The sequence below is a fragment of the Streptomyces sp. CB02366 genome (assembly GCF_001905905.1).
Taxonomy (GTDB): domain Bacteria; phylum Actinomycetota; class Actinomycetes; order Streptomycetales; family Streptomycetaceae; genus Streptomyces.
The window spans coordinates 332477-353573 of sequence record NZ_LIVT01000005.1; the positions used below are offsets into that span (position 1 = coordinate 332477).

Consider the following 21097-nt stretch of genomic DNA (forward strand, 5'->3'; position numbering starts at 1 on the left):
CCGGGAGGGCCCGGGAAGGTACGGTAGCCCTCCCATCAGCGTCAGTCGCGGTTACGAGACGGAGTGGCACCGGATGCAGCACGCAGTGGGGGCCCCGCTGCCACCACCCCACGGACCCGGCATCGGGCACGTCGGACGGCCGTACCAGGCCCAGCACCCCGGCCACCCCGGGCCGCCCCCGATACCCCCGCCGCCGCACCCGGCCCCCGGCCAGGCCCCGCCTCCGCACGGCCAGGCCCCGCCTCCCGGCCACGTTCAGCAGCCGCCCCCCGCGCACGGCCGGCCCCCCGGCGCCGGCTGGAGCGGCACCGGCCCCACGCCTCCCGCCAGGGAGGCCGCAGGCCCCACCGGACACGTCCAGCTGCCTCCGGGCGGACCCGTTCCGCTGCCCGCGCCGCCCGCCGAGGCCGGCACCGGGGGCGCGACGCTCGCCGTCCTGCTCATCGGCCCGGCCGGGGCGGGCAAGACCACCGTCGCCAAGCTCTGGGCGGCCCGCCGCCGGGTGCCCACGGCCCACGTCTCCCTCGACGACGTGCGCGAGTGGGTCCGCTCCGGCTTCGCCGACCCGCAGGCCGGCTGGAACGACCACTCCGAGGCGCAGTACCGGCTGGCCCGCCGCACCTGCGGCTTCGCCGCCCGCAACTTCCTCGCCAACGGCATCTCCTGCATCCTCGACGACGCCGTCTTCCCCGACCGCCCGGTCGTCGGCCTCGGCGGCTGGAAGCGCCATGTGGGCCCCGGCCTGCTGCCCGTGGTCCTGCTGCCCGGCCTGGAGATCGTCCTGGAACGCAACGCGGCGCGCAGCGGCAACCGCCGGCTCTCCGACGAGGAGGTCGCCCGCATCCACGGCAGGATGGCCGGCTGGTACGGCTCCGGCCTCCCGATCATCGACAACTCCACCTACGACGTCGAGACCACCGCCCGCGTCCTGGACGACGTGCTGGCCCGTTCCATCGCGAGCCCGCCCGCCTGGTAGCCGCCCGGGCCCGCCGGTCCCGGCCCGCCGCCCGCGGTGCCCCGGTCGGATGCGCCCGCCGGGCGGCCCGCCGCCCCCGCTCGTACGCTCGGACCATGTCTGAGGTGCACGCCGTCCGACGCGGGCTGCTCCGGGACCGGTGCGCCGCCGCGGGCTCCGCGGCCGCCCTGGTCTCCCGCCCCGCCAACGTCCGCTACCTGGCGGGCGGAGCGCCCCCCGGCGCCGTGCTGCTGCTCGGCGCCGGGGAGGACGTTCTGCTCTGCCCCCGCGCCCCGGCCGGGGAGTCAGCCCACGGGCGGCCCGACGAAGCGCTCAGGGTCGATCTGCTGCCCCCGCCGGACGGCGACCCGGTGGTCGCCGCGGCGGGCCTCGCCGCCGCCTCGGGGGTGGAGTCGCTCGCCGTCGAGGAGCACGACCTGACCGTGGCCCGGCACCGCGCCATGGAGCGGGCCGCTCCGCGCCTGAGACTGGCCGATCTGGGCTTCACCGTGGAGCAGCAGCGGATCGTGAAGGACGAGGAGGAGATCGGCTGCCTCCGGATCGCCGCCGAGATCACCGACCAGGCCCTCGGCGAACTCCTCGAATCGATCCTGGTCGGCCGCACCGAGCGGCACCTCGCCCTCGAACTGGAACGCCGCCTGGTCGACCACGGCGCGGACGGACCCGCCTTCGCCACCTGCGTGGGCACCGGCCCCAACTCCGGCCAGGGGCGCCACCGGCCCTCGGACCGCAGGGTGGAGGAGGGGGATTTCCTCTCCGTCCGGCTCGGCGCGAGCTACCGCGGCTACCGCTGCGAGATCGGCCGGACCTTCGTCATCGGCACCGCCCCCGCCGAGTGGCAGATCGAGCTGTACGACCTTGTTTTCGCCGCTCAACGGGCCGGCCGGGAGGCGCTGGCGCCGGGCGCCGCCTACCGGGAGGTGGACCGCGCGGCCCGCCAGCCGTTGGAGACGGCGGGGTACGCGGAGAGCCTCCAGCCGAGGACCGGGCACGGGGTGGGGCTCGAAATCGAGGAGGACCCGCAACTGGCACCGGCAGCCATGGGTAAACTGGACGCTTGTGTGCCGGTCACCGTCGGACCGGGGGTCCACCTCCCGGGCCGGGGCGGTGTCCGGATCGATGACACGCTCGTCGTGCGCCCCGAGGCGGACGGCGGACCCGAGCTACTCACCATGACGACCAAGGAGCTGCTCGCGCTCTAGCGCGGATCCTCGGTCGTTCCACCAGCTTCAGCCCAGGAGATTCCGCAACCGTGGCTTCCACGAACGACCTCAAGAACGGCATGGTGCTCAAGCTCGACGGAGGCCAGCTCTGGTCCGTCGTCGAGTTCCAGCACGTCAAGCCCGGCAAGGGCCCTGCCTTCGTGCGCACCAAGCTCAAGAACGTGCTCTCCGGGAAGGTCGTCGACAAGACGTTCAACGCCGGCGTGAAGGTCGAGACGGCCACCATCGACCGGCGGGACATGCAGTTCTCGTACATGGACGGCGAGTACTTCGTCTTCATGGACATGGACACGTACGACCAGCTCATGGTCGACCGCAAGGCCGTCGGCGACGCCGCCAACTTCCTGATCGAGGGCTTCACCGCCTCCGTCGCGCAGCACGAGGGCGAGGTGCTCTACGTCGAGCTGCCCGCGGCCGTCGAGCTGACGATCCAGCACACCGACCCCGGCGTGCAGGGCGACCGCTCCACCGGCGGCACCAAGCCCGCCACCCTGGAGACCGGTTACGAGATCGGCGTGCCGCTCTTCATCAGCACCGGCGAGAAGATCAAGGTCGACACCCGCACGGGCGACTACCTCGGCCGGGTGAACAGCTAACCGTGGCCGCCCGGAACAAGGCCCGCAAGCGCGCCTTCCAGATCCTCTTCGAGGCCGACCAGCGCGGTGAGTCCGTGCAGACCGTGCTCGCGGACTGGGTTCGGCTCTCGCGGACCGACGACCGTCAGCCGCCGGTCGGTGAATTCACGATGGAGCTGGTCGAGGGGTACGCGCAGTACGCGGACCGGATCGACGACCTCATCGTCACCTACGCCGTGGACTGGGAGATCGACCGCATGCCGGTCGTCGACCGGAACATCCTGCGGCTCGGCGCGTACGAGCTGATCTGGCTGGACGAGACCCCGGACGCCGTGGTGATCGACGAGGCCGTCCAGCTCGCCAAGGAGTTCTCCACCGACGACTCCCCGTCCTTCGTGAACGGCCTGCTGGCCCGTTTCAAGGACCTCAAGCCGAACCTCCGCCGGGCCCCCTAGGGGGCGACGGTTCGGTCGCGCACGCACCGAAGGGCCCGCGGTCGATCCGCGGGCCCTTCGGGCTGTGCGGCCGAACCGGGGGCGGGCGGGTACGAGAACGCCGGACGGGCGGGGCCCGAAGGCCCCGCCCGTCCGGCGGCACGTTTCTGCGACGGGGCTCCCCCCGCCCGCTCAGCTCTCGTCGTGGGAGACCGCGCGGCGCGCGTCCGCGTCCAGCACGCCCCAGCTGATGAGCTGCTCCGTCAGCACGGACGGCGACTGGTCGTAGATCACGGCGAGGGTGCGCAGGTCGTCCTGGCGGATCGAGAGCACCTTGCCGTTGTAGTCACCGCGCTGGCTCTGGATGGTCGCCGCGTAGCGCTGCAGCGGACCGGCCTTCTCCGGCGGGACGTGGGCGAGGCGCTCCAGGTCCAGGACGAGCTTCGGCGGCGGCTCGGCGGCTCCGCCCGGCGTCGTGCCGGGCAGCAGCTCCTGCACCGGAACCCCGTAGAAATCCGCCAGCTCGGCGAGGCGCTGCACGGTCACGGCACGGTCGCCGCGCTCGTACGAGCCGACCACGACGGCCTTCCAGCGACCCTGGGACTTCTCCTCCACGCCGTGGAGGGAGAGGCCCTGCTGGGTGCGGATGGCACGGAGTTTGGCCCCGAGCTGTTTTGCGTATTCGCTGGACATATGGCTCCCCGGACGCTGGAACAGTGTGCGGCTCCGCCGCGTGGCTGGTAACTCACTGTGAGGTTACGCAGCGTTACTTGGATGCGTCAAGCCGAATGGTCCGGACCGGCGGCCTCCCGGGGGCGGTGTCAGGGCCGGGTGCAAGCCCTGGTAGCGTGGATGACGCAATTTCGACGTCCTTTAACGATCCGTCCCGTGAGGCGGAGAAGGAGGTCCGTTCCCATGGACGCACAGCACGACGGCACCGGCAACGCGGCGCGCCCCGTTCTCGAGGCCCCCGACATCGCCCGTGTCCTGACCCGTATCGCCCACGAGATCGTCGAACGCGCCAAGGGCGCCGACGACGTGGTGCTCCTCGGCATCCCGACGCGGGGGGTCTTCCTCGCCCGCCGGCTGGCCGACAAGCTGGAGCAGATCACCGGCCGGAAGACGCCGGTCGGATCGCTCGACATCACCATGTACCGCGACGACCTGCGGCTCCGCCCGGCGCGTGCCCTGGCCCGCACCGACATCCCCGGCGAGGGGATCGAGGGCGGCCTGGTCGTCCTGGTCGACGACGTGCTCTTCTCCGGCCGCACCATCCGGGCCGCCCTCGACGCGCTCGGGGACATCGGCCGCCCCCGGGCGGTGCAGCTCGCGGTCCTCGTCGACCGCGGCCACCGCGAACTCCCGATCCGCGCGGACTACGTCGGCAAGAACCTCCCCACGTCGCTGCGGGAGACGGTCAAGGTCCAGCTCGCCGAGGAGGACGGCCGCGACGCCGTGCTGCTCGGCGTCAAGCAGACCGCCCCCGCGGACCCGCGGTAGCCCGAACCCTCCCGTACGCCCTTTCGGGGGCCGTACGGCGGCTCCCGTGCGCCCGCATGCCTGAAACTCCCTCCAGCCCCCCGGAGTACCCCAGATGAAGCGCCACCTCATCTCGGCCGCCGACCTCACCCGCGACGACGCCGTCCTGATCCTCGACACCGCCGAGGAGATGGCCCGGGTCGCGGACCGGCCGATCAAGAAGCTCCCCACCCTGCGCGGCCGTACCGTCGTCAACCTCTTCTTCGAGGACTCGACCCGTACCCGGATCTCCTTCGAGGCGGCCGCCAAACGGCTCTCCGCCGACGTCATCAACTTCTCCGCCAAGGGCTCCTCGGTCTCCAAGGGCGAGTCCCTGAAGGACACCGCGCTGACCCTGGAGGCGATGGGCGCCGACGCCGTCGTCATCCGGCACGGCGCCTCCGGCGCCCCCTACCGGCTCGCCACCTCCGGCTGGATCGACGGGGCCGTGGTCAACGCCGGGGACGGCACCCACGAGCACCCCACCCAGGCCCTGCTGGACGCCTTCACCGTGCGCCGCCGCCTCGTCGGGGCCGACGCCGGACTCGGCCGCGACCTCGAAGGCCGCCGCATCACGATCGTCGGCGACATCCTGCACAGCCGCGTCGCCCGCTCCAACGTCCACCTCCTCACCACCCTCGGCGCGCACGTCACCCTGGTGGCCCCGCCCACCCTGGTGCCCGTGGGCGTCGAGCAGTGGCCCTGCGAGGTCAGCTACAGCCTCGACGACGTGCTGGCGACGTCCGACGCGGTGATGATGCTGCGTGTGCAGCGCGAGAGGATGAACGCCGCCTACTTCCCGACCGAGCGCGAGTACTCCCGCCGCTACGGCCTGGACGGCGAGCGGATGGCGAGGATGCCCGAGCACGCCGTCGTCATGCACCCCGGCCCGATGGTCCGCGGTATGGAGATCACCGCCGAGGTGGCCGACTCCGACCGCTGCACCGTCGTCGAGCAGGTCGCCAACGGCGTCTCCATCCGCATGGCCGTGCTCTACCTGCTGCTCGGCGGCTCCGACACCGCGCTGTCCGCCGCCCCCGCCCGTACCGAGGAGAACAAGTGACCATGAGCAAGACCATCATCCGCGGCGCGCGGATCCTCGGCGGCGAGCCCGCGGACGTCCTGATCGACGGCGAGACCATCGCCGAGGTCGGCACCGGCCTCGACGCCGACGGCGCCACCGTCGTCGAAGCCGAGGGCCGGATCCTGCTGCCCGGCCTGGTCGACCTCCACACCCACCTGCGCGAGCCCGGCCGCGAGGACTCCGAGACCGTCCTCACCGGCACCAGGGCCGCCGCCATCGGCGGCTTCACCGCCGTGCACGCCATGGCCAACACCTTCCCCGTCGCCGACACCGCCGGCGTCGTCGAGCAGGTCTGGCGGCTCGGCAGGGAGTCCGGCTACTGCGACGTCCAGCCCGTCGGCGCCGTCACCGTGGGCCTGGAGGGCAAGCAACTCGCCGAACTCGGCGCGATGCACGACTCCGCCGCCGGGGTGAAGGTCTTCTCCGACGACGGCAAGTGCGTCGACGACGCGGTGATCATGCGCCGCGCCCTGGAGTACGTGAAGGCCTTCGACGGCGTCGTCGCCCAGCACGCCCAGGAGCCGCGCCTCACCGAGGGCGCCCAGATGAACGAGGGCGTCGTCTCCGCGGAACTCGGGCTCGGCGGCTGGCCCGCCGTAGCCGAGGAATCGATCATCGCCCGCGACGTCCTCCTCGCCGCCCACGTCGGCTCCCGCGTCCACATCTGCCACCTCTCCACCGCCGGCTCCGTGGAGATCGTCCGCTGGGCCAAGTCCAAGGGCTGGAACGTCACCGCCGAGGTGACCCCCCACCACCTCCTCCTCACCGACGAGCTGGTCCGCACCTACGACCCGGTCTACAAGGTGAACCCGCCGCTGCGCACCGAGGCCGACGTCCTGGCCCTGCGCGAGGCGCTCGCCGACGGCACGATCGACTGCGTCGCCACCGACCACGCCCCGCACCCGCACGAGGACAAGGACTGCGAGTGGGCCGCCGCGGCCATGGGCATGGTGGGGCTGGAGACCGCGCTCTCGGTCGTCCAGCAGACGATGGTGGACACCGGCCTGATCGACTGGGCGGGGGTGGCCGACCGCATGTCCTTCCGCCCCGCCGCCATCGGCCGGCTGGAGGGACACGGCCGCCCCGTCTCGGCGGGTGAGCCCGCCAACCTCACCCTGGTCGATCCGGCATACCGTGGAGCCGTGGACCCCGCGGGCTTCGCGTCCCGCAGCCGCAACACCCCCTACAAGGGCCGTGAGCTGCCGGGCCGCGTCACCCACACCTTCCTGCGGGGCCGTGCCACGGTCGTCGACGGGAAGCTCGCGTGACTACTCTGACCCCCCTGTACCACCTGGCCGCCGAGCAGAAGTCGGCGGAAGTGACGGACTGGGCCGCCCGCATCGCCTGGGTGATCGGCCTGCTCGTCCTCATCGCCCTCGTCTACTGGCTGATGCGCCAGGGCTGGAAATGGCGCGCCAGCCTCCAGTCCGGTCTGCCGGAGCTGCCCCAGGCCCCCGAGGACTTCGCCTCCGACGAGCCGCTGCTGACGCTCCGGGGGCGCTACCACGCCTCCACCACCGCCGGGCAGTGGCTCGACCGGATCGTCGCCCACGGGCTGGGCGCCCGCAGCCGTACCGAGCTGACGCTCACCGCCCGCGGCCTGCGCGTCGAGCGCCCCGGGGCCGCCGACTTCTTCGTCCCGGCCGACGCCCTGCGCGAGGCCCGCCTCGACAAGGCGCTCGCGGGCAAGGTCCTCCCCGAGGGCGGCCTGCTGATCATCACCTGGGCGCACGGCGGGACGCTGATCGACTCCGGCTTCCGCTCCGACCGCGCCGCCGAGCACCAGGCCTGGGTCGACGCGATCGGCCGGCTCGCCGGCGCCCCGGCCGCCACGGAACTCACCAGCACCACTACGGAAGGCACCGCACGATGACGATCTCCACCCGGGGGGCCCGCACCCCTGCCGTACTCGTCCTGGAGGACGGCCGCGCCTTCCGCGGCCGCGCCTACGGGGCCGTGGGGGAGACCTTCGGCGAGGCGGTGTTCTCCACCGGCATGACCGGCTACCAGGAGACGCTGACCGACCCCTCGTACCACCGCCAGGTCGTCGTCATGACGGCCCCGCACGTCGGCAACACCGGCGTCAACGACGAGGACCCCGAGTCCGCCCGCATCTGGGTCTCCGGCTACGTCGTCCGCGACCCCGCCCGCAAGCCCTCCAACTGGCGCTCGCGGCGCACGCTCGACGAGGAGCTGGCGGCCCAGGGCGTCGTCGGCATCAGCGGCGTCGACACCCGCGCCCTCACCCGCCACCTGCGCGAGCGCGGCGCCATGCGCGTCGGGATCTTCTCCGGCGAGGCGATCCCCGACGAGGGCACGCTGCTCGCCAAGGTCCGCCAGGCCCCCGAGATGACCGGCGCCGACCTCTCCGCCGAGGTCGCCACCAAGGAGAGCTACGTCGTCCCCGCGATCGGCGCGAAGAAGTTCACCGTCGCCGCGATCGACCTCGGCATCAAGGGCATGACCCCGCACCGGATGGCCGAGCGCGGCATCGAGGTCCACGTGCTGCCCGCCACCGCCACCCTGGAGGAGGTGTACGCGGTGGAGCCGGACGGCGTCTTCTTCTCCAACGGCCCCGGCGACCCCTCCACCGCCGACCACCCGGTCGCCCTCATGCGCGGCGTCCTGGAGCGCTCCACGCCGCTCTTCGGCATCTGCTTCGGCAACCAGATCCTCGGCCGCGCGCTCGGCTTCGGCACCTACAAGCTGAAGTACGGCCACCGCGGCATCAACCAGCCGGTGCAGGACCGCACCACCGGCAAGGTCGAGGTCACCGCGCACAACCACGGCTTCGCCGTGGACGCCCCGCTGGACAAGGTCTCCGACACCGAGTTCGGCCGCGCCGAGGTCTCCCACGTCTGCCTGAACGACCAGGTGGTCGAGGGCCTCCAGCTCCTGGACCGGCCGGCCTTCAGCGTCCAGTACCACCCCGAGGCCGCCGCCGGCCCGCACGACGCCGCCTACCTCTTCGACCGCTTCGTATCCCTGATGGAGGACCAGCGTGCCTAAGCGCTCCGATATCCAGTCCGTCCTGGTCATCGGCTCCGGTCCGATCGTCATCGGCCAGGCCGCCGAGTTCGACTACTCCGGCACCCAGGCCTGCCGCGTCCTGAAGGCCGAGGGCCTGCGCGTCATCCTGGTGAACTCCAACCCGGCGACGATCATGACCGACCCGGAGATCGCCGACGCCACCTACGTCGAGCCGATCACCCCCGAGTTCGTCGAGAAGATCATCGCCAAGGAGCGCCCCGACGCCCTCCTGCCCACCCTCGGCGGCCAGACCGCGCTGAACACCGCGATCTCCATGCACGAGAACGGCGTCCTGGAGAAGTACGGCGTCGAACTGATCGGCGCCAACGTCGAGGCGATCAACAAGGGCGAGGACCGCGACCTCTTCAAGGGCGTCGTCGAGGCCGTCAAGGAGAAGATCGGCTACGGCGAGTCCGCCCGCTCGGTCATCTGCCACTCCATGGACGACGTCCTCGCCGGCGTCGACACCCTCGGCGGCTACCCCGTCGTCGTCCGCCCCTCCTTCACCATGGGCGGCGCCGGCTCCGGCTTCGCCCACGACGAGGAGGAGCTGCGCCGCATCGCCGGACAGGGCCTCACGCTCTCCCCGACCACCGAGGTCCTCCTGGAGGAGTCCATCCTCGGCTGGAAGGAGTACGAGCTGGAGCTGATGCGCGACAAGAACGACAACGTCGTGGTCGTCTGCTCCATCGAGAACTTCGACCCGATGGGCGTCCACACCGGCGACTCCATCACCGTCGCCCCGGCCATGACGCTCACCGACCGCGAGTACCAGCGGCTGCGCGACGTCGGCATCGCCATCATCCGCGAGGTCGGCGTCGACACCGGCGGCTGCAACATCCAGTTCGCCATCGACCCCGCCGACGGCCGGGTCATCGTCATCGAGATGAACCCGCGCGTCTCCCGCTCCTCGGCGCTCGCTTCCAAGGCCACCGGCTTCCCGATCGCCAAGATCGCCGCCAAGCTGGCCGTGGGCTACACCCTGGACGAGATCCCCAACGACATCACCGAGAAGACGCCGGCCTCCTTCGAGCCGACCCTCGACTACGTCGTCGTCAAGGCCCCGCGGTTCGCCTTCGAGAAGTTCCCCTCCGCCGACTCCACCCTCACCACCACCATGAAGTCGGTGGGCGAGGCCATGGCGATCGGCCGGAACTTCACCGAGGCCCTCCAGAAGGCCCTGCGCTCGCTGGAGAAGAAGGGCTCGCAGTTCGCCTTCACCGGCCCGGTCGGCGACAAGGCCGAGCTGCTGGCCGAGGCGGTCCGCCCGACCGACGGCCGCATCAACACCGTCATGCGGGCCATCCGCGCCGGAGCCACCCAGGAGGAGGTCTTCGACGCCACGAAGATCGACCCCTGGTTCGTCGACCAGCTCTTCCTGATCAAGGAGATCGCCGACGAGCTGGCCTCCGCCGAACGCCTGGACGCCGACCTGATCGCCGAGGCCAAGCGGCACGGCTTCTCCGACGCCCAGATCGGCGAGATCCGCGGGCTGCGCGAGGACGTCGTCCGCGAGGTCCGGCACGCACTCGGCATCCGCCCGGTCTACAAGACGGTCGACACCTGCGCCGCCGAGTTCGCCGCGAGGACGCCGTACTTCTACTCCTCCTACGACGAGGAGAGCGAGGTCGCGCCCCGCACCAAGCCGGCCGTCATCATCCTCGGCTCGGGCCCCAACCGCATCGGCCAGGGCATCGAGTTCGACTACTCCTGCGTGCACGCCTCCTTCGCCCTGAGCGACGCCGGCTACGAGACCGTCATGGTCAACTGCAACCCCGAGACCGTCTCCACCGACTACGACACCTCCGACCGGCTCTACTTCGAGCCCCTCACCCTGGAGGACGTCCTGGAGATCGTGCACGCCGAATCGCTGGCCGGCCCGATCGCCGGCGTCGTCGTGCAGCTCGGCGGCCAGACCCCGCTCGGCCTCGCCCAGGCGCTCAAGGACAACGGCGTCCCCGTCGTCGGCACCTCCCCGGAGGCCATCCACGCCGCCGAGGACCGCGGCGCCTTCGGCCGGGTCCTGGCCGAGGCCGGACTGCCCGCGCCCAAGCACGGCACCGCCACCACCTTCGGCGAGGCCAAGGCCATCGCCGACGAGATCGGCTACCCCGTCCTCGTACGCCCGTCCTACGTGCTGGGCGGCCGCGGCATGGAGATCGTGTACGACGAGACCCGCCTGGCGTCGTACATCTCCGAGTCCACCGAGATCAGCCCCACCCGGCCGGTCCTGGTCGACCGCTTCCTCGACGACGCCATCGAGATCGATGTGGACGCCCTCTACGACGGCCGCGAGCTCTACCTCGGCGGAGTCATGGAGCACATCGAGGAGGCCGGCATCCACTCCGGCGACTCGGCCTGCGCCCTGCCCCCGATCACCCTCGGCGGCTTCGACGTCAAGCGGCTGCGCGCCTCCACCGAGTCCATCGCCAAGGGCGTCGGCGTGCTCGGGCTGATCAACATCCAGTTCGCGCTCTCCGGCGACATCCTCTACGTCCTGGAGGCCAACCCGCGCGCCTCGCGCACGGTCCCCTTCACCTCGAAGGCGACCGCCGTACCGCTCGCCAAGGCCGCCGCCCGCATCTCGCTGGGCGCGACCATCGCCGAGCTGCGCGAGGAGGGCCTGCTGCCGAGGACCGGCGACGGCGGCACCCTGCCGCTGGACGCGCCGATCTCCGTCAAGGAGGCCGTGATGCCGTGGTCGCGCTTCCGCGACATCCACGGCCGGGGCGTCGACACGGTCCTCGGCCCGGAGATGCGCTCCACCGGCGAGGTCATGGGCATCGACTCGGTCTTCGGCACGGCGTACGCCAAGTCGCAGGCCGGAGCCTACGGCCCGCTGCCCACCTCGGGCCGCGCGTTCATCTCGGTCGCCAACCGGGACAAGCGCTCGATGATCTTCCCGGCCCGGGAGCTGGTCGCCCACGGCTTCGAGCTGATGGCCACCTCCGGCACCGCCGAGGTCCTCAAGCGCAACGGCATCAACGCCACCGTCGTGCGCAAGCAGTCCGAGGGCCCCGGACCGAACGGTGAGAAGACCATCGTCCAGCACATCCACGACGGCGAGGTCGACCTCATCGTCAATACGCCGTACGGCACCGGCGGCCGGCTCGACGGCTACGAGATCCGCACCGCGGCCGTCTCCCGCTCCGTACCGTGCCTGACCACGGTCCAGGCGCTCGCCGCCGCCGTCCAGGGCATCGACGCCCTCAACCACGGCGACGTGGGGGTCCGTTCCCTCCAGGAACACGCCGAGCGGCTGACCGCGGCCCGCGACTAGGGCGTGTTTCGAAAGTAGCGTCGTCCGCCCGGAGGGCGGGCTCGGCGGCGTCCGGTGCGTGCGATCGCAAGGCGGAGGGCCGCCCCGATACTGGTGGTATCGGGGTGGTCCCGACAACGCGGCGAGCGTGCGTGCCGGGCGTCGCCGAGCAGGCGGGACTTTCGCAACACGCCCTAGGGCGTCGCCGAGCAGGCGGGACTTTCGCAACACGCCCCAGCCGCCCAGCAGGGGGACACCGGAAACGGTGTCCCCCTCTCCGCGAGCACCCCCGAGCCACCCCGCACCCGAGGACACCTCCCCATGTACCAGCTCTTCTTCCGGCTCGTCTTCCGGCGGATGGACCCCGAGCGGGCCCACTACGCCGCCTTCCGCTGGATCCGCCTCGCCGCCCGCGTCCCCGTCCTGCGCACCTACGTCGCCGCCGCCCTCGCGCCCCGTTACGAGGAACTGCGCACCGAGGCCCTCGGCCTGCGGATGCACGGCCCCTTCGGGCTCGCCGCGGGCTTCGACAAGAACGCCGTCGCGATCGACGGCATGGCGATGCTCGGCTTCGACCACATCGAGATCGGCACCGTCACCGGCGAACCGCAGCCCGGCAACCCCAAGAAGCGCCTCTTCCGGCTCGTCGCCGACCGTGCCCTGATCAACCGCATGGGCTTCAACAACGAGGGCTCCGCCGCCGTCGCCGCCCGCCTCGCCGCCCGCAACCCGGTGTTCCGCACCACCGTCGGCGTCAACATCGGCAAGACCAAGGCCGTCCCCGAGGCCGAGGCCGCCGCCGACTACGTGAAGTCCACCGAGCGGCTGGCCGCCCACGCCGACTACCTGGTCGTCAACGTCTCCTCGCCCAACACCCCCGGCCTGCGCAACCTCCAGGCCACCGAGTCGCTGCGCCCGCTGCTCACCGCCGTCCGCGAGGCCGCCGACCGCACCGTCACCACCCGGCGCGTCCCGCTGCTCGTCAAGATCGCCCCGGACCTCGCGGACGAGGACGTCGACGCGGTCGCCGACCTCGCCGTGGAGCTGGGCCTGGACGGCATCATCGCCACCAACACCACCATCGCCCGCGACGGCCTGGGCCTGAAGTCCGCCCCGGAGCTGGTGGGCGAGACCGGCGGACTCTCCGGCGCGCCCCTCAAGGAGCGCTCGCTGGCCGTCCTGAGCCGCCTGTACGCCCGCGTGGGGGACCGGATCACGCTCGTCGGCGTCGGGGGCGTCGAGAACGCCGAGGACGCCTGGCAGCGCATCCTCGCCGGGGCCACCCTCGTCCAGGGCTACAGCGCCTTCGTCTACGAGGGGCCCTGCTACGCCCGCGCGATCCACAAGGGGCTCGCCGCCCGGCTCGCCGCCTCCCCGTACGCCACCCTCGCCGAGGCCGTCGGCGCCGAGACCCGGAAGAAGGCCGCCCCGTGACCCTCGCACCCTTCGGCGCCCGTCTGCGCCACGCCATGGACACCCGCGGGCCGCTCTGCGTCGGCATCGACCCGCACGCCTCCCTGCTCACCTCCTGGGGGCTGGACGACGACATCGCCGGCCTGGAGCGCTTCACCCGGACCGTGGTGGAGGCGCTGGCCGACCGGGTCGCCGTCCTCAAACCGCAGTCCGCGTTCTTCGAGCGCTTCGGCTCGCGCGGCGTCGCCGTCCTGGAGAAGGCCGTCGAGGAGGCGCGTGCGGCCGGCGCGCTCGTCCTGATGGACGCCAAGCGCGGCGACATCGGGTCCACCATGGGCGCGTACGCGGCGGCCTACCTGGACGAGGACTCCCCGCTCTTCTCGGACGCGGTCACCGTCTCGCCGTACCTGGGCTTCGGCTCGCTGCGCCCGGCGCTGGACGCCGCCGCCGCCTCGGGCGCGGGCGTCTTCGTCCTCGCCCTCACCTCCAACCCGGAGGGCGCCGAGGTCCAGCGGGCCGCCGCCGCCGACGGCCGCTCGCTCGCCCAGCTGATGCTCGACCACATGGCCGCCGAGAACGCCGGGGCCGCCCCGCTCGGCTCGGTCGGCGCGGTGGTCGGCGCGACGCTCGGCGACGCCGGGGTGAACCTGGCGGTCAACGGTCCGCTGCTCGCGCCCGGCATCGGGGCGCAGGGCGCGACCCCCGCGGACCTCCCGGCGGTGTTCGGCGACGCGGTGGGCAACGTGGTGCCCAGCGTGAGCCGGGGCGTGCTCCGCCACGGCCCGGACGTGTCCGGGCTGCGCGAAGCGGCCGAACGGTTCGCGGACGAGGTCCGCGACGCCGTGTCCGGCAGCCGACCCTGACATGTTTACAGCGCGTTGACGAATTACTGACGGGAAACCTGGTCGTTATGCCGGAAAAGTCCTGGTCGGCCACAGCTGACCAGGACTTTTCGTCTGTTCTCGCTGACTACGGCGGCCCTGGGCGCTAGTCTCCGTCGAGAGCGGCCGAGCACAGTGTGTTCTCCGCTCACCTGGTGGGGGCGTCCAGCTTCCCGCCGGTCCGTATCCGACAGATCGACATCCGAGGTGACGTAGGCGTGGCTCTTCCGCCCCTTACCCCTGAACAGCGCGCAGCCGCGCTCGAAAAGGCCGCCGCGGCTCGCCGGGAGCGGGCCGAGGTCAAGAATCGACTCAAGCACTCCGGCGCCTCCCTCCACGAGGTCATCAAGCAGGGCCAGGAGAACGACGTCATCGGGAAGATGAAGGTCTCCGCACTGCTGGAGTCCCTGCCCGGCGTCGGCAAGGTCCGCGCCAAGCAGATCATGGAGCGGCTCGGCATCTCCGAGAGCCGCCGGGTCAGGGGTCTTGGCTCCAACCAGATCGCATCCCTGGAGCGTGAGTTCGGCGGCAGCCCCGCCTGACGTTCTCAGGCACCCCTGAGAACCTGGATAATCGCCCCATGGCTGCAACATCCCGGGGGACGTCCCCCGTACCCCCGGACGTACGTCCGCGGCTGACCGTGCTCTCCGGCCCCTCCGGGGTCGGCAAGAGCACGGTCGTCGCCCATATGCGCTCCGTGCACCCCGAGGTCTGGCTCTCCGTGTCGGCGACGACGCGCAAGCCGCGCCCCGGGGAGCGCGACGGCGTTCACTACTTCTTCGTGGACGACGAGGAGTTCGACAAGCTCATCGCCAACGGCGAGCTGCTGGAGTGGGCCGAGTTCGCGGGCAACCGCTACGGCACGCCGCGCCGCGCCGTGCTGGACCGCCTGGAGGCCGGCGAGCCGGTCCTCCTGGAGATCGACCTCCAGGGCGCGCGCCTGGTCCGCCAGTCGATGGCCGACGCGCGCCTGGTCTTCCTGGCCCCGCCGAGCTGGGAGGAGCTGGTGCGCCGGCTCACCGGCCGCGGCACCGAGGCCCCCGAGGTCATCGAGCGCCGGCTGGCCGCCGCGAAGGTCGAACTGGCCGCCGAGGCGGAGTTCGACACGACGCTCGTCAACACCTCCGTCGAGGATGTCGCACGCGAGCTGCTAGCCTTGATGCTTCAGGCCTAGATCTCGCGCGGTCGTTCCCCGATCTCCTTGGTCTTTGATCTACACCCCCTTCGGAAGGCAGAGAGTGTCCTCTTCCATCACCACGCCCGAGGGCATCATCAACCCGCCGATTGATGAGCTCCTCGAGGCCACCGACTCGAAGTACAGCCTGGTGATCTACGCGGCCAAGCGCGCCCGCCAGATCAACGCGTACTACTCGCAGCTCGGTGAAGGCCTCCTCGAGTACGTCGGTCCGCTCGTCGACACCCACGTGCACGAGAAGCCGCTGTCGATCGCGCTCCGCGAGATCAACGCCGGTCTGCTGACCTCCGAGGCCATCGAGGGCCCCGCGCAGTAAGCGCGTCAGCACCACCGCACTCCCACCCCAGGCCCGGCGGCCCGTCCGCCGGGCCTGAGGTGTGTCCGGGGCCGGATGGGCGCGCCGCACGCGGTGAGGCAGCATGGACCGGCAGGCGCAACAGGACGTTGCGCCCTCATGTCGCCGTGACGGCGCCGAGTGCGGGGAGACGCAGTGGACAAGCCGAAGGTGGTCCTGGGGGTCAGCGGGGGCATCGCCGCCTACAAGGCGTGCGAGCTGCTGCGGCGGCTGACCGAGTCCGGCCACGACGTACGGGTCGTGCCGACCGCCGCCTCGCTGCACTTCGTGGGGGCGGCCACCTGGTCGGCGCTCTCCGGCCACCCGGTCTCCAACGAGGTCTGGCAGGACGTCCACGAGGTCCCGCACGTGCGGATCGGGCAGGAGGCCGACCTCGTGGTGGTCGCCCCGGCCACCGCGGACATGCTGGCCAAGGCGGCCCACGGGCTCGCCGACGACCTGCTCACCAACACGCTCCTGACCGCGCGCTGCCCGGTGGTCTTCGCCCCCGCGATGCACACGGAGATGTGGGAGCACCCGGCCACCCAGGAGAACGTCGCCACCCTGCGCCGCCGGGGCGCGGTCGTCGTCGAGCCCGCGGTCGGCCGGCTCACCGGCGCCGACACCGGCAAGGGCAGGCTGCCGGACCCCGGCGAGATCTTCGAGGTCTGCCGCCGCGTGCTGGCGCGCGGGGTCGCCGAGCCCGACCTCGCGGGCCGCCACGTGGTGATCAGCGCCGGCGGCACCCGCGAACCGCTCGACCCGGTCCGCTTCCTGGGCAACCGCTCCTCCGGCAAGCAGGGGTACGCGCTGGCGCGGACCGCCGTGGCCCGGGGCGCCCGGGTCACCCTGATCGAGGCCAACACCGGGCTGGCCGACCCGGCCGGGGCCGACGTCGTGCGCGTGGGCACGGCCGTCCAGCTCCGCGAGGCCGTGCTGAAGGCCGCCCCCGAGGCGGACGTCGTGGTGATGGCCGCCGCCGTCGCCGACTTCCGCCCCGCCGAGTACGCCACCGGCAAGATCAAGAAGAAGGACGGCGAGGAGGCCCCCGCCGTCGCCCTGGTCCGCAACCCCGACATCCTCGCCGAGGTCTCCGCCGAGCGGGCCCGGCCCGGACAGCTGGTCGTCGGGTTCGCCGCCGAGACCGACGACGTCCTGGCCAACGGCCGGACGAAGCTGCGCCGCAAGGGGTGCGACCTCCTCGTGGTCAACGAGGTGGGGGAGCGCAGGACCTTCGGCGCGGAGGAGAACGAGGCGGTCGTCCTCGCCGCCGACGGCCGGGAGACCCCGGTCCCGTACGGTCCCAAGGAAGCTCTCGCCGACACGGTGTGGGATCTGGTTTCGGAGAGGTTCCGGACGCGGTGACCCTCCCTCCTCCGGGCGAGCGAAACCCTTCCGTACGACGCAAATCGACGGTCGGAGCGGTCGGATCGTCCTACCGGTGCGGTGCGTGGCGCACGTCACGAACCTCCCAAAGAGCGAGACACCTGGCCCGGTCGTCGGATGCGACCGATAAGCTGGCGGACGGCACGCGCCGAGCGCAGCTCTCGGACGCGCCACCCATGATCAGCCAGCAGCCGCTGCAACCCCAGGGAGCGATGTGTCCCGCCGTCTCTTCACCTCGGAATCCGTCACCGAAGGTCACCCCGACAAGATCGCTGACCAGATCAGCGACACGATTCTCGACGCGCTCCTCATCGAGGACCCCTCCTCGCGCGTAGCCGTCGAAACCTTGATCACCACCGGTCTGGTGCATGTCGCGGGCGAGGTCACCACCAAGGCCTACGCCGACATCCCCACCCTCGTGCGCAACAAGGTTCTGGAGATCGGTTACGACTCCTCCAAAAAGGGCTTCGACGGTGCTTCCTGCGGCGTCTCGGTATCGATCGGCGCGCAGTCGCCGGACATCGCCCAGGGCGTCGACACCGCGTACGAGAAGCGGGTCGAGGGCGATGAGGACGAGCTCGACAAGCAGGGCGCGGGCGACCAGGGCCTGATGTTCGGGTACGCCTGCGACGAGACCCCCGAGCTGATGCCGCTCCCCATCCACCTCGCGCACCGCCTCTCGCGGCGGCTGTCCGAGGTGCGCAAGAACGGGACCATCCCCTACCTGCGCCCCGACGGCAAGACCCAGGTCACCATCGAGTACGACGGTGACAAGGCGGTCCGGCTGGACACGGTGGTCGTCTCCTCGCAGCACGCCTCCGACATCGACCTGGACTCGCTGCTCGCCCCCGACATCCGCGAGTTCGTCGTCGAGCACGTGCTCGCGCAGCTCGTCGAGGACGGCATCAAGCTGGACACCGAGGGCTACCGCCTCCTGGTGAACCCGACCGGCCGCTTCGAGATCGGCGGCCCGATGGGCGACGCCGGCCTCACCGGCCGCAAGATCATCATCGACACCTACGGCGGCATGGCCCGCCACGGCGGCGGCGCCTTCTCGGGCAAGGACCCGTCCAAGGTCGACCGCTCCGCCGCCTACGCGATGCGCTGGGTCGCCAAGAACGTCGTCGCCGCCGGCCTCGCCGCCCGCTGCGAGGTCCAGGTCGCGTACGCGATCGGCAAGGCCGAGCCCGTGGGGCTCTTCGTCGAGACCTTCGGCACCGCCGCGGTCGACACCGAGAAGATCGAGCACGCGATCGGAGAGGTTTTCGACCTCCGCCCGGCCGCGATCATCCGGGACCTCGACCTGCTCCGCCCGATCTACGCCCAGACCGCCGCCTACGGCCACTTCGGCCGTGAGCTGCCCGACTTCACCTGGGAGCGCACCGACCGCGTGGACGCCCTGCGCGCCGCCGCCGGTCTGTAGGCGAGCGTCCCCGGCAGGACACGGCAGCGGGGCCCGGACACCGAACGCGGTGTCCGGGCCCCGCTGCCGTCCCCCGGCGCTGTCCGCCCCCTCTGGTAGGAATGCAGCTGTGAGCAGCGAGAGCGAGCCGTCCGCCGAGACCGGAGCCGGGGCGCCGGAACAGCTGGCGCTGATCCGCGAGACCGTCCGCCGGGCGAAGGCGCCGCGCGCCAAGCCGCGGACCTGGCGCGGCGCGGCCCTCGCCGGTGAACTGCCCGTCGCCCGCGTCCTGGTGAACAAGGGCGTGCTCCACCTGGACCAGTTCTTCGACTACGCGGTCCCCGAGGAACTGGCCGCCGACGCCCGGCCCGGCGTCCGGGTGCGGGTCCGTTTCGGCGCCGGGGGGCGCAACGTCCAGGGCGGGCGGCGCGAGGGCGGCGGCCTGATCGACGGCTTCATCGTCGAGCGCCGCGCCGACTCCGACTACCGGGGGGCGCTGGCCGCCCTCGCCTCCGTGGTCTCCCCGGAGCCGGTGCTCGGGCCCGACCTGCTCGCCCTCTGCCGCGCCGTGGCCGACCGGTACGCGGGCAGCCTCGCCGACGTCGTCCAGCTCGCCGTCCCGCCCCGTAACGCCCGTGCCGAGTCCAAGCCCTCCCCGGAGCCGCTGCCGCCGCCCCCGCCCCCGCGGCCGGGCGCCTGGGACCGCTACGCGCAGGGCCCGGCCTTCCTACGTGCCCTGGCGGACGGCGGGGCGCCGCGCGCCGTGTGGACCGCCCTGCCGGGACCGCACTGGCCCGCCGAGATCGCCGGGGCCGTCGCGGCGACGCTCTCCTCGGGGCGCGGCGCCCTCGTCGTCGTCCCGGACGGACGGGCCGCCGCACGGGTCGACGCGGCCCTGGCCGAAGCCCTCGGCCCGGGCCGGCACGCCCTGCTGACCGCCGAGTCCGGCCCCGAGAAGCGCTACCGCCAGTGGCTCGCGGTGCGCCGGGGCTCGGTGCGGGCGGTCGTCGGGACCCGGGCCGCCATGTTCGCCCCCGTCCGCGACCTCGGGCTCGTGGTCGTCTGGGACGACGGAGACTCCAGCCACAGCGACGACAACGCCCCCTTCCCGCACGTCCGCGAGGTCCTGGAGCTGCGCGCGGCCCAGGGCCGCTGCGGCTTCCTGCTCGGCGGGACCAGCTGCACGGTCGAGGCCGCCCAGCTCGTGGAGAGCGGCTGGGCGCTGCCCCTCCTCGCGGACCGCGAGCGGCTGCGCCGGGCCGCCCCCCTGATCCGTACGGTCGGGGACGGCGAGCTGGCCCGGGACGGGGCCGCCCGCTCGGCCCGGCTGCCCAGCCTCGCCTGGGGGGCCGTGCGCGACGGACTGCGCAGCGGCCCGGTGCTGGTCCAGGTGCCCCGCCGGGGGTACGCCCCCCGCCTGGCCTGCGAGCGCTGCCGCACGCCCGCCCGGTGCCGACGCTGCGCCGGACCCCTCCAGGCTCCGGACCAGCGGGACCTGGACTGCGTGTGGTGCGGCCGGGCCGAGACGGCCTGGCAGTGCGCTGAGTGCGGCTCCCCCCGGCTGCGCGCCCAGGTCGTCGGGGCCCGCCGCACGGCGGAGGAGCTGGGGCGGGCCTTCCCCGCCGTGCCCGTCCGCACCTCGGGGCGCGACCACATCCTGGACGCGGTGCCCGACGCCCCGGCCCTCGTCGTCTCCACGCCGGGCGCGGAGCCCGTCGCCGAGGGCGGCTACGCGGCGGCCCTGCTGCTGGACGGCTGGGCCATGCTCGGCCGCCCCGATCTGCGGGCGGGGGAGGAGGCGCTGCGCCGGTGGACGGCGGCGGCGGCCCTGGTGCGCGGCCAGGACGAGGGGGGCACGGTGGTGATCGTGGCCGAGCCGACGGAGCGCGCGGTGCAGGCGCTGGTGCGCTGGGATCCGGCGGGGTTCGCCCGGCGGGAGCTGGCGGAGCGGGCCGAGCTGGGCTTCCCTCCGGTCTCCCGGATGGCCTCGGTGACCGGACCGGCCGATGCCCTGGCGGCCTTCCTCCACACCGCGGGACTGCCGCCGGAGGCCGAGGTCCTGGGGCCGGTGCCGCTCCCCGCGGCCGAGCCCGGCAGGCCCCGCAGGCCGGGCGACGCCCCGCCGGGCGAGAGCTGGGAACGCGCCCTGGTCCGGGTGGTCCCGGGCCGGGGGGCGGCGCTCGCTCGAGCCCTGAAGACGGCGCTCGCCGCTCGGATGGCCAAGGGCGCCACGGACCCGGTCCGCATCAGGATCGACCCGCCCGACATCGGCTGAGGCGCCGGCGGCGACGCGGGCGCCTCCGGGGCCCGGGACGGCTTCCCCTGCCCGGGGCCGTCTTCCCCGGGCCCCGGACGGGCGACTGCCCGCCGCGCGACCGGCACGGCGG

General features: G+C 72.7%; 19 protein-coding genes. 18 read left to right on the forward strand and 1 reads right to left on the reverse strand.

Annotation, left to right across the window (positions count from 1 at the left end; all coding sequences use genetic code 11):
• The first annotated feature begins 73 nt into the window (after positions 1 to 73).
• From AMK24_RS18545 to nusB, 4 genes are all read left to right on the forward strand, one after another.
• Positions 74 to 976 carry a Pro-rich N-terminal domain-containing protein gene (locus AMK24_RS18545; RefSeq protein WP_073769884.1) on the forward strand — a complete coding sequence of 301 codons (903 nt, stop codon included), beginning with the start codon at positions 74 to 76 and terminating at the stop codon, positions 974 to 976.
• 95 nt (positions 977 to 1071) lie between these two features.
• Positions 1072 to 2178, forward strand: a complete 1107-nt coding sequence (locus AMK24_RS18550) for a M24 family metallopeptidase (protein ID WP_073769885.1) — start codon at positions 1072 to 1074, stop codon at positions 2176 to 2178.
• A 50-nt stretch (positions 2179 to 2228) separates the two neighbouring features.
• Positions 2229 to 2795, forward strand: a complete 567-nt coding sequence (gene efp / locus AMK24_RS18555) for an elongation factor P (protein WP_073769886.1) — start codon at positions 2229 to 2231, stop codon at positions 2793 to 2795.
• 2 nt (positions 2796 to 2797) lie between these two features.
• Positions 2798 to 3229 carry a transcription antitermination factor NusB gene (gene nusB / locus AMK24_RS18560; RefSeq protein WP_073769887.1) on the forward strand — a complete coding sequence of 144 codons (432 nt, stop codon included), beginning with the start codon at positions 2798 to 2800 and terminating at the stop codon, positions 3227 to 3229.
• Between the two features lie 171 nt (positions 3230 to 3400).
• Here the strand turns inward: nusB and bldD are convergent, their stop codons facing one another.
• Complete coding sequence (gene bldD / locus AMK24_RS18565) at positions 3401 to 3901, reverse strand: transcriptional regulator BldD (RefSeq protein WP_006123181.1); 501 nt, start codon at positions 3899 to 3901, stop codon at positions 3401 to 3403.
• Between the two features lie 222 nt (positions 3902 to 4123).
• Here bldD and pyrR point away from each other — a divergent pair, with 222 nt between their 5' ends.
• The 14 genes from pyrR (at position 4124) to AMK24_RS18635 (ending at position 20985) form a co-directional block, all read left to right on the forward strand.
• On the forward strand, positions 4124 to 4708 hold the full coding sequence (gene pyrR / locus AMK24_RS18570; RefSeq protein WP_073769888.1) for a bifunctional pyr operon transcriptional regulator/uracil phosphoribosyltransferase PyrR: 585 nt from the start codon (positions 4124 to 4126) through the stop codon (positions 4706 to 4708).
• 94 nt (positions 4709 to 4802) lie between these two features.
• Positions 4803 to 5789, forward strand: coding sequence for an aspartate carbamoyltransferase catalytic subunit (locus AMK24_RS18575; protein WP_073769889.1), 987 nt, complete (start codon positions 4803 to 4805; stop codon positions 5787 to 5789).
• A gap of 2 nt (positions 5790 to 5791) precedes the next feature.
• Positions 5792 to 7078, forward strand: a complete 1287-nt coding sequence (locus AMK24_RS18580; protein WP_073769890.1) for a dihydroorotase — start codon at positions 5792 to 5794, stop codon at positions 7076 to 7078.
• Positions 7075 to 7683, forward strand: coding sequence for a PH-like domain-containing protein (locus AMK24_RS18585; RefSeq protein WP_073769891.1), 609 nt, complete (start codon positions 7075 to 7077; stop codon positions 7681 to 7683). The genes AMK24_RS18580 and AMK24_RS18585 overlap by 4 nt, the downstream gene beginning before the upstream one ends.
• Entirely contained in the window at positions 7680 to 8819 is a 1140-nt protein-coding gene (carA, locus tag AMK24_RS18590) for a glutamine-hydrolyzing carbamoyl-phosphate synthase small subunit (RefSeq protein ID WP_073769892.1), read from the forward strand. Before AMK24_RS18585 ends, carA begins: the two co-directional genes overlap by 4 nt.
• Positions 8812 to 12120, forward strand: a complete 3309-nt coding sequence (gene carB / locus AMK24_RS18595) for a carbamoyl-phosphate synthase large subunit (protein ID WP_073769893.1) — start codon at positions 8812 to 8814, stop codon at positions 12118 to 12120. The genes carA and carB overlap by 8 nt, the downstream gene beginning before the upstream one ends.
• 300 nt (positions 12121 to 12420) lie before the next feature.
• Positions 12421 to 13533 carry a quinone-dependent dihydroorotate dehydrogenase gene (locus AMK24_RS18600; RefSeq protein ID WP_073769894.1) on the forward strand — a complete coding sequence of 371 codons (1113 nt, stop codon included), beginning with the start codon at positions 12421 to 12423 and terminating at the stop codon, positions 13531 to 13533.
• Complete coding sequence (gene pyrF / locus AMK24_RS18605; protein ID WP_073769895.1) at positions 13530 to 14375, forward strand: orotidine-5'-phosphate decarboxylase; 846 nt, start codon at positions 13530 to 13532, stop codon at positions 14373 to 14375. The genes AMK24_RS18600 and pyrF overlap by 4 nt, the downstream gene beginning before the upstream one ends.
• A gap of 236 nt (positions 14376 to 14611) precedes the next feature.
• On the forward strand, positions 14612 to 14935 hold the full coding sequence (locus AMK24_RS18610; protein ID WP_003970367.1) for an integration host factor: 324 nt from the start codon (positions 14612 to 14614) through the stop codon (positions 14933 to 14935).
• A 38-nt stretch (positions 14936 to 14973) separates the two neighbouring features.
• Positions 14974 to 15567: a guanylate kinase gene (gene gmk, locus AMK24_RS18615; RefSeq protein ID WP_073769896.1), complete on the forward strand. Its 594-nt coding sequence runs from the start codon at positions 14974 to 14976 to the stop codon at positions 15565 to 15567.
• Between the two features lie 64 nt (positions 15568 to 15631).
• The gene (gene rpoZ, locus AMK24_RS18620) at positions 15632 to 15904 is read left to right on the forward strand and encodes a DNA-directed RNA polymerase subunit omega (protein WP_003970369.1); all 273 of its coding nucleotides are present in this window, start codon (positions 15632 to 15634) and stop codon (positions 15902 to 15904) included.
• Between the two features lie 174 nt (positions 15905 to 16078).
• On the forward strand, positions 16079 to 17287 hold the full coding sequence (gene coaBC, locus AMK24_RS18625; RefSeq protein ID WP_073769897.1) for a bifunctional phosphopantothenoylcysteine decarboxylase/phosphopantothenate--cysteine ligase CoaBC: 1209 nt from the start codon (positions 16079 to 16081) through the stop codon (positions 17285 to 17287).
• Positions 17288 to 17522: 235 nt separating this feature from the next.
• Positions 17523 to 18731: a methionine adenosyltransferase gene (metK, locus tag AMK24_RS18630; RefSeq protein ID WP_073769898.1), complete on the forward strand. Its 1209-nt coding sequence runs from the start codon at positions 17523 to 17525 to the stop codon at positions 18729 to 18731.
• Positions 18732 to 18840: 109 nt separating this feature from the next.
• Positions 18841 to 20985: a primosomal protein N' gene (locus AMK24_RS18635; RefSeq protein WP_073769899.1), complete on the forward strand. Its 2145-nt coding sequence runs from the start codon at positions 18841 to 18843 to the stop codon at positions 20983 to 20985.
• Positions 20986 to 21097 lie beyond the last annotated feature (112 nt).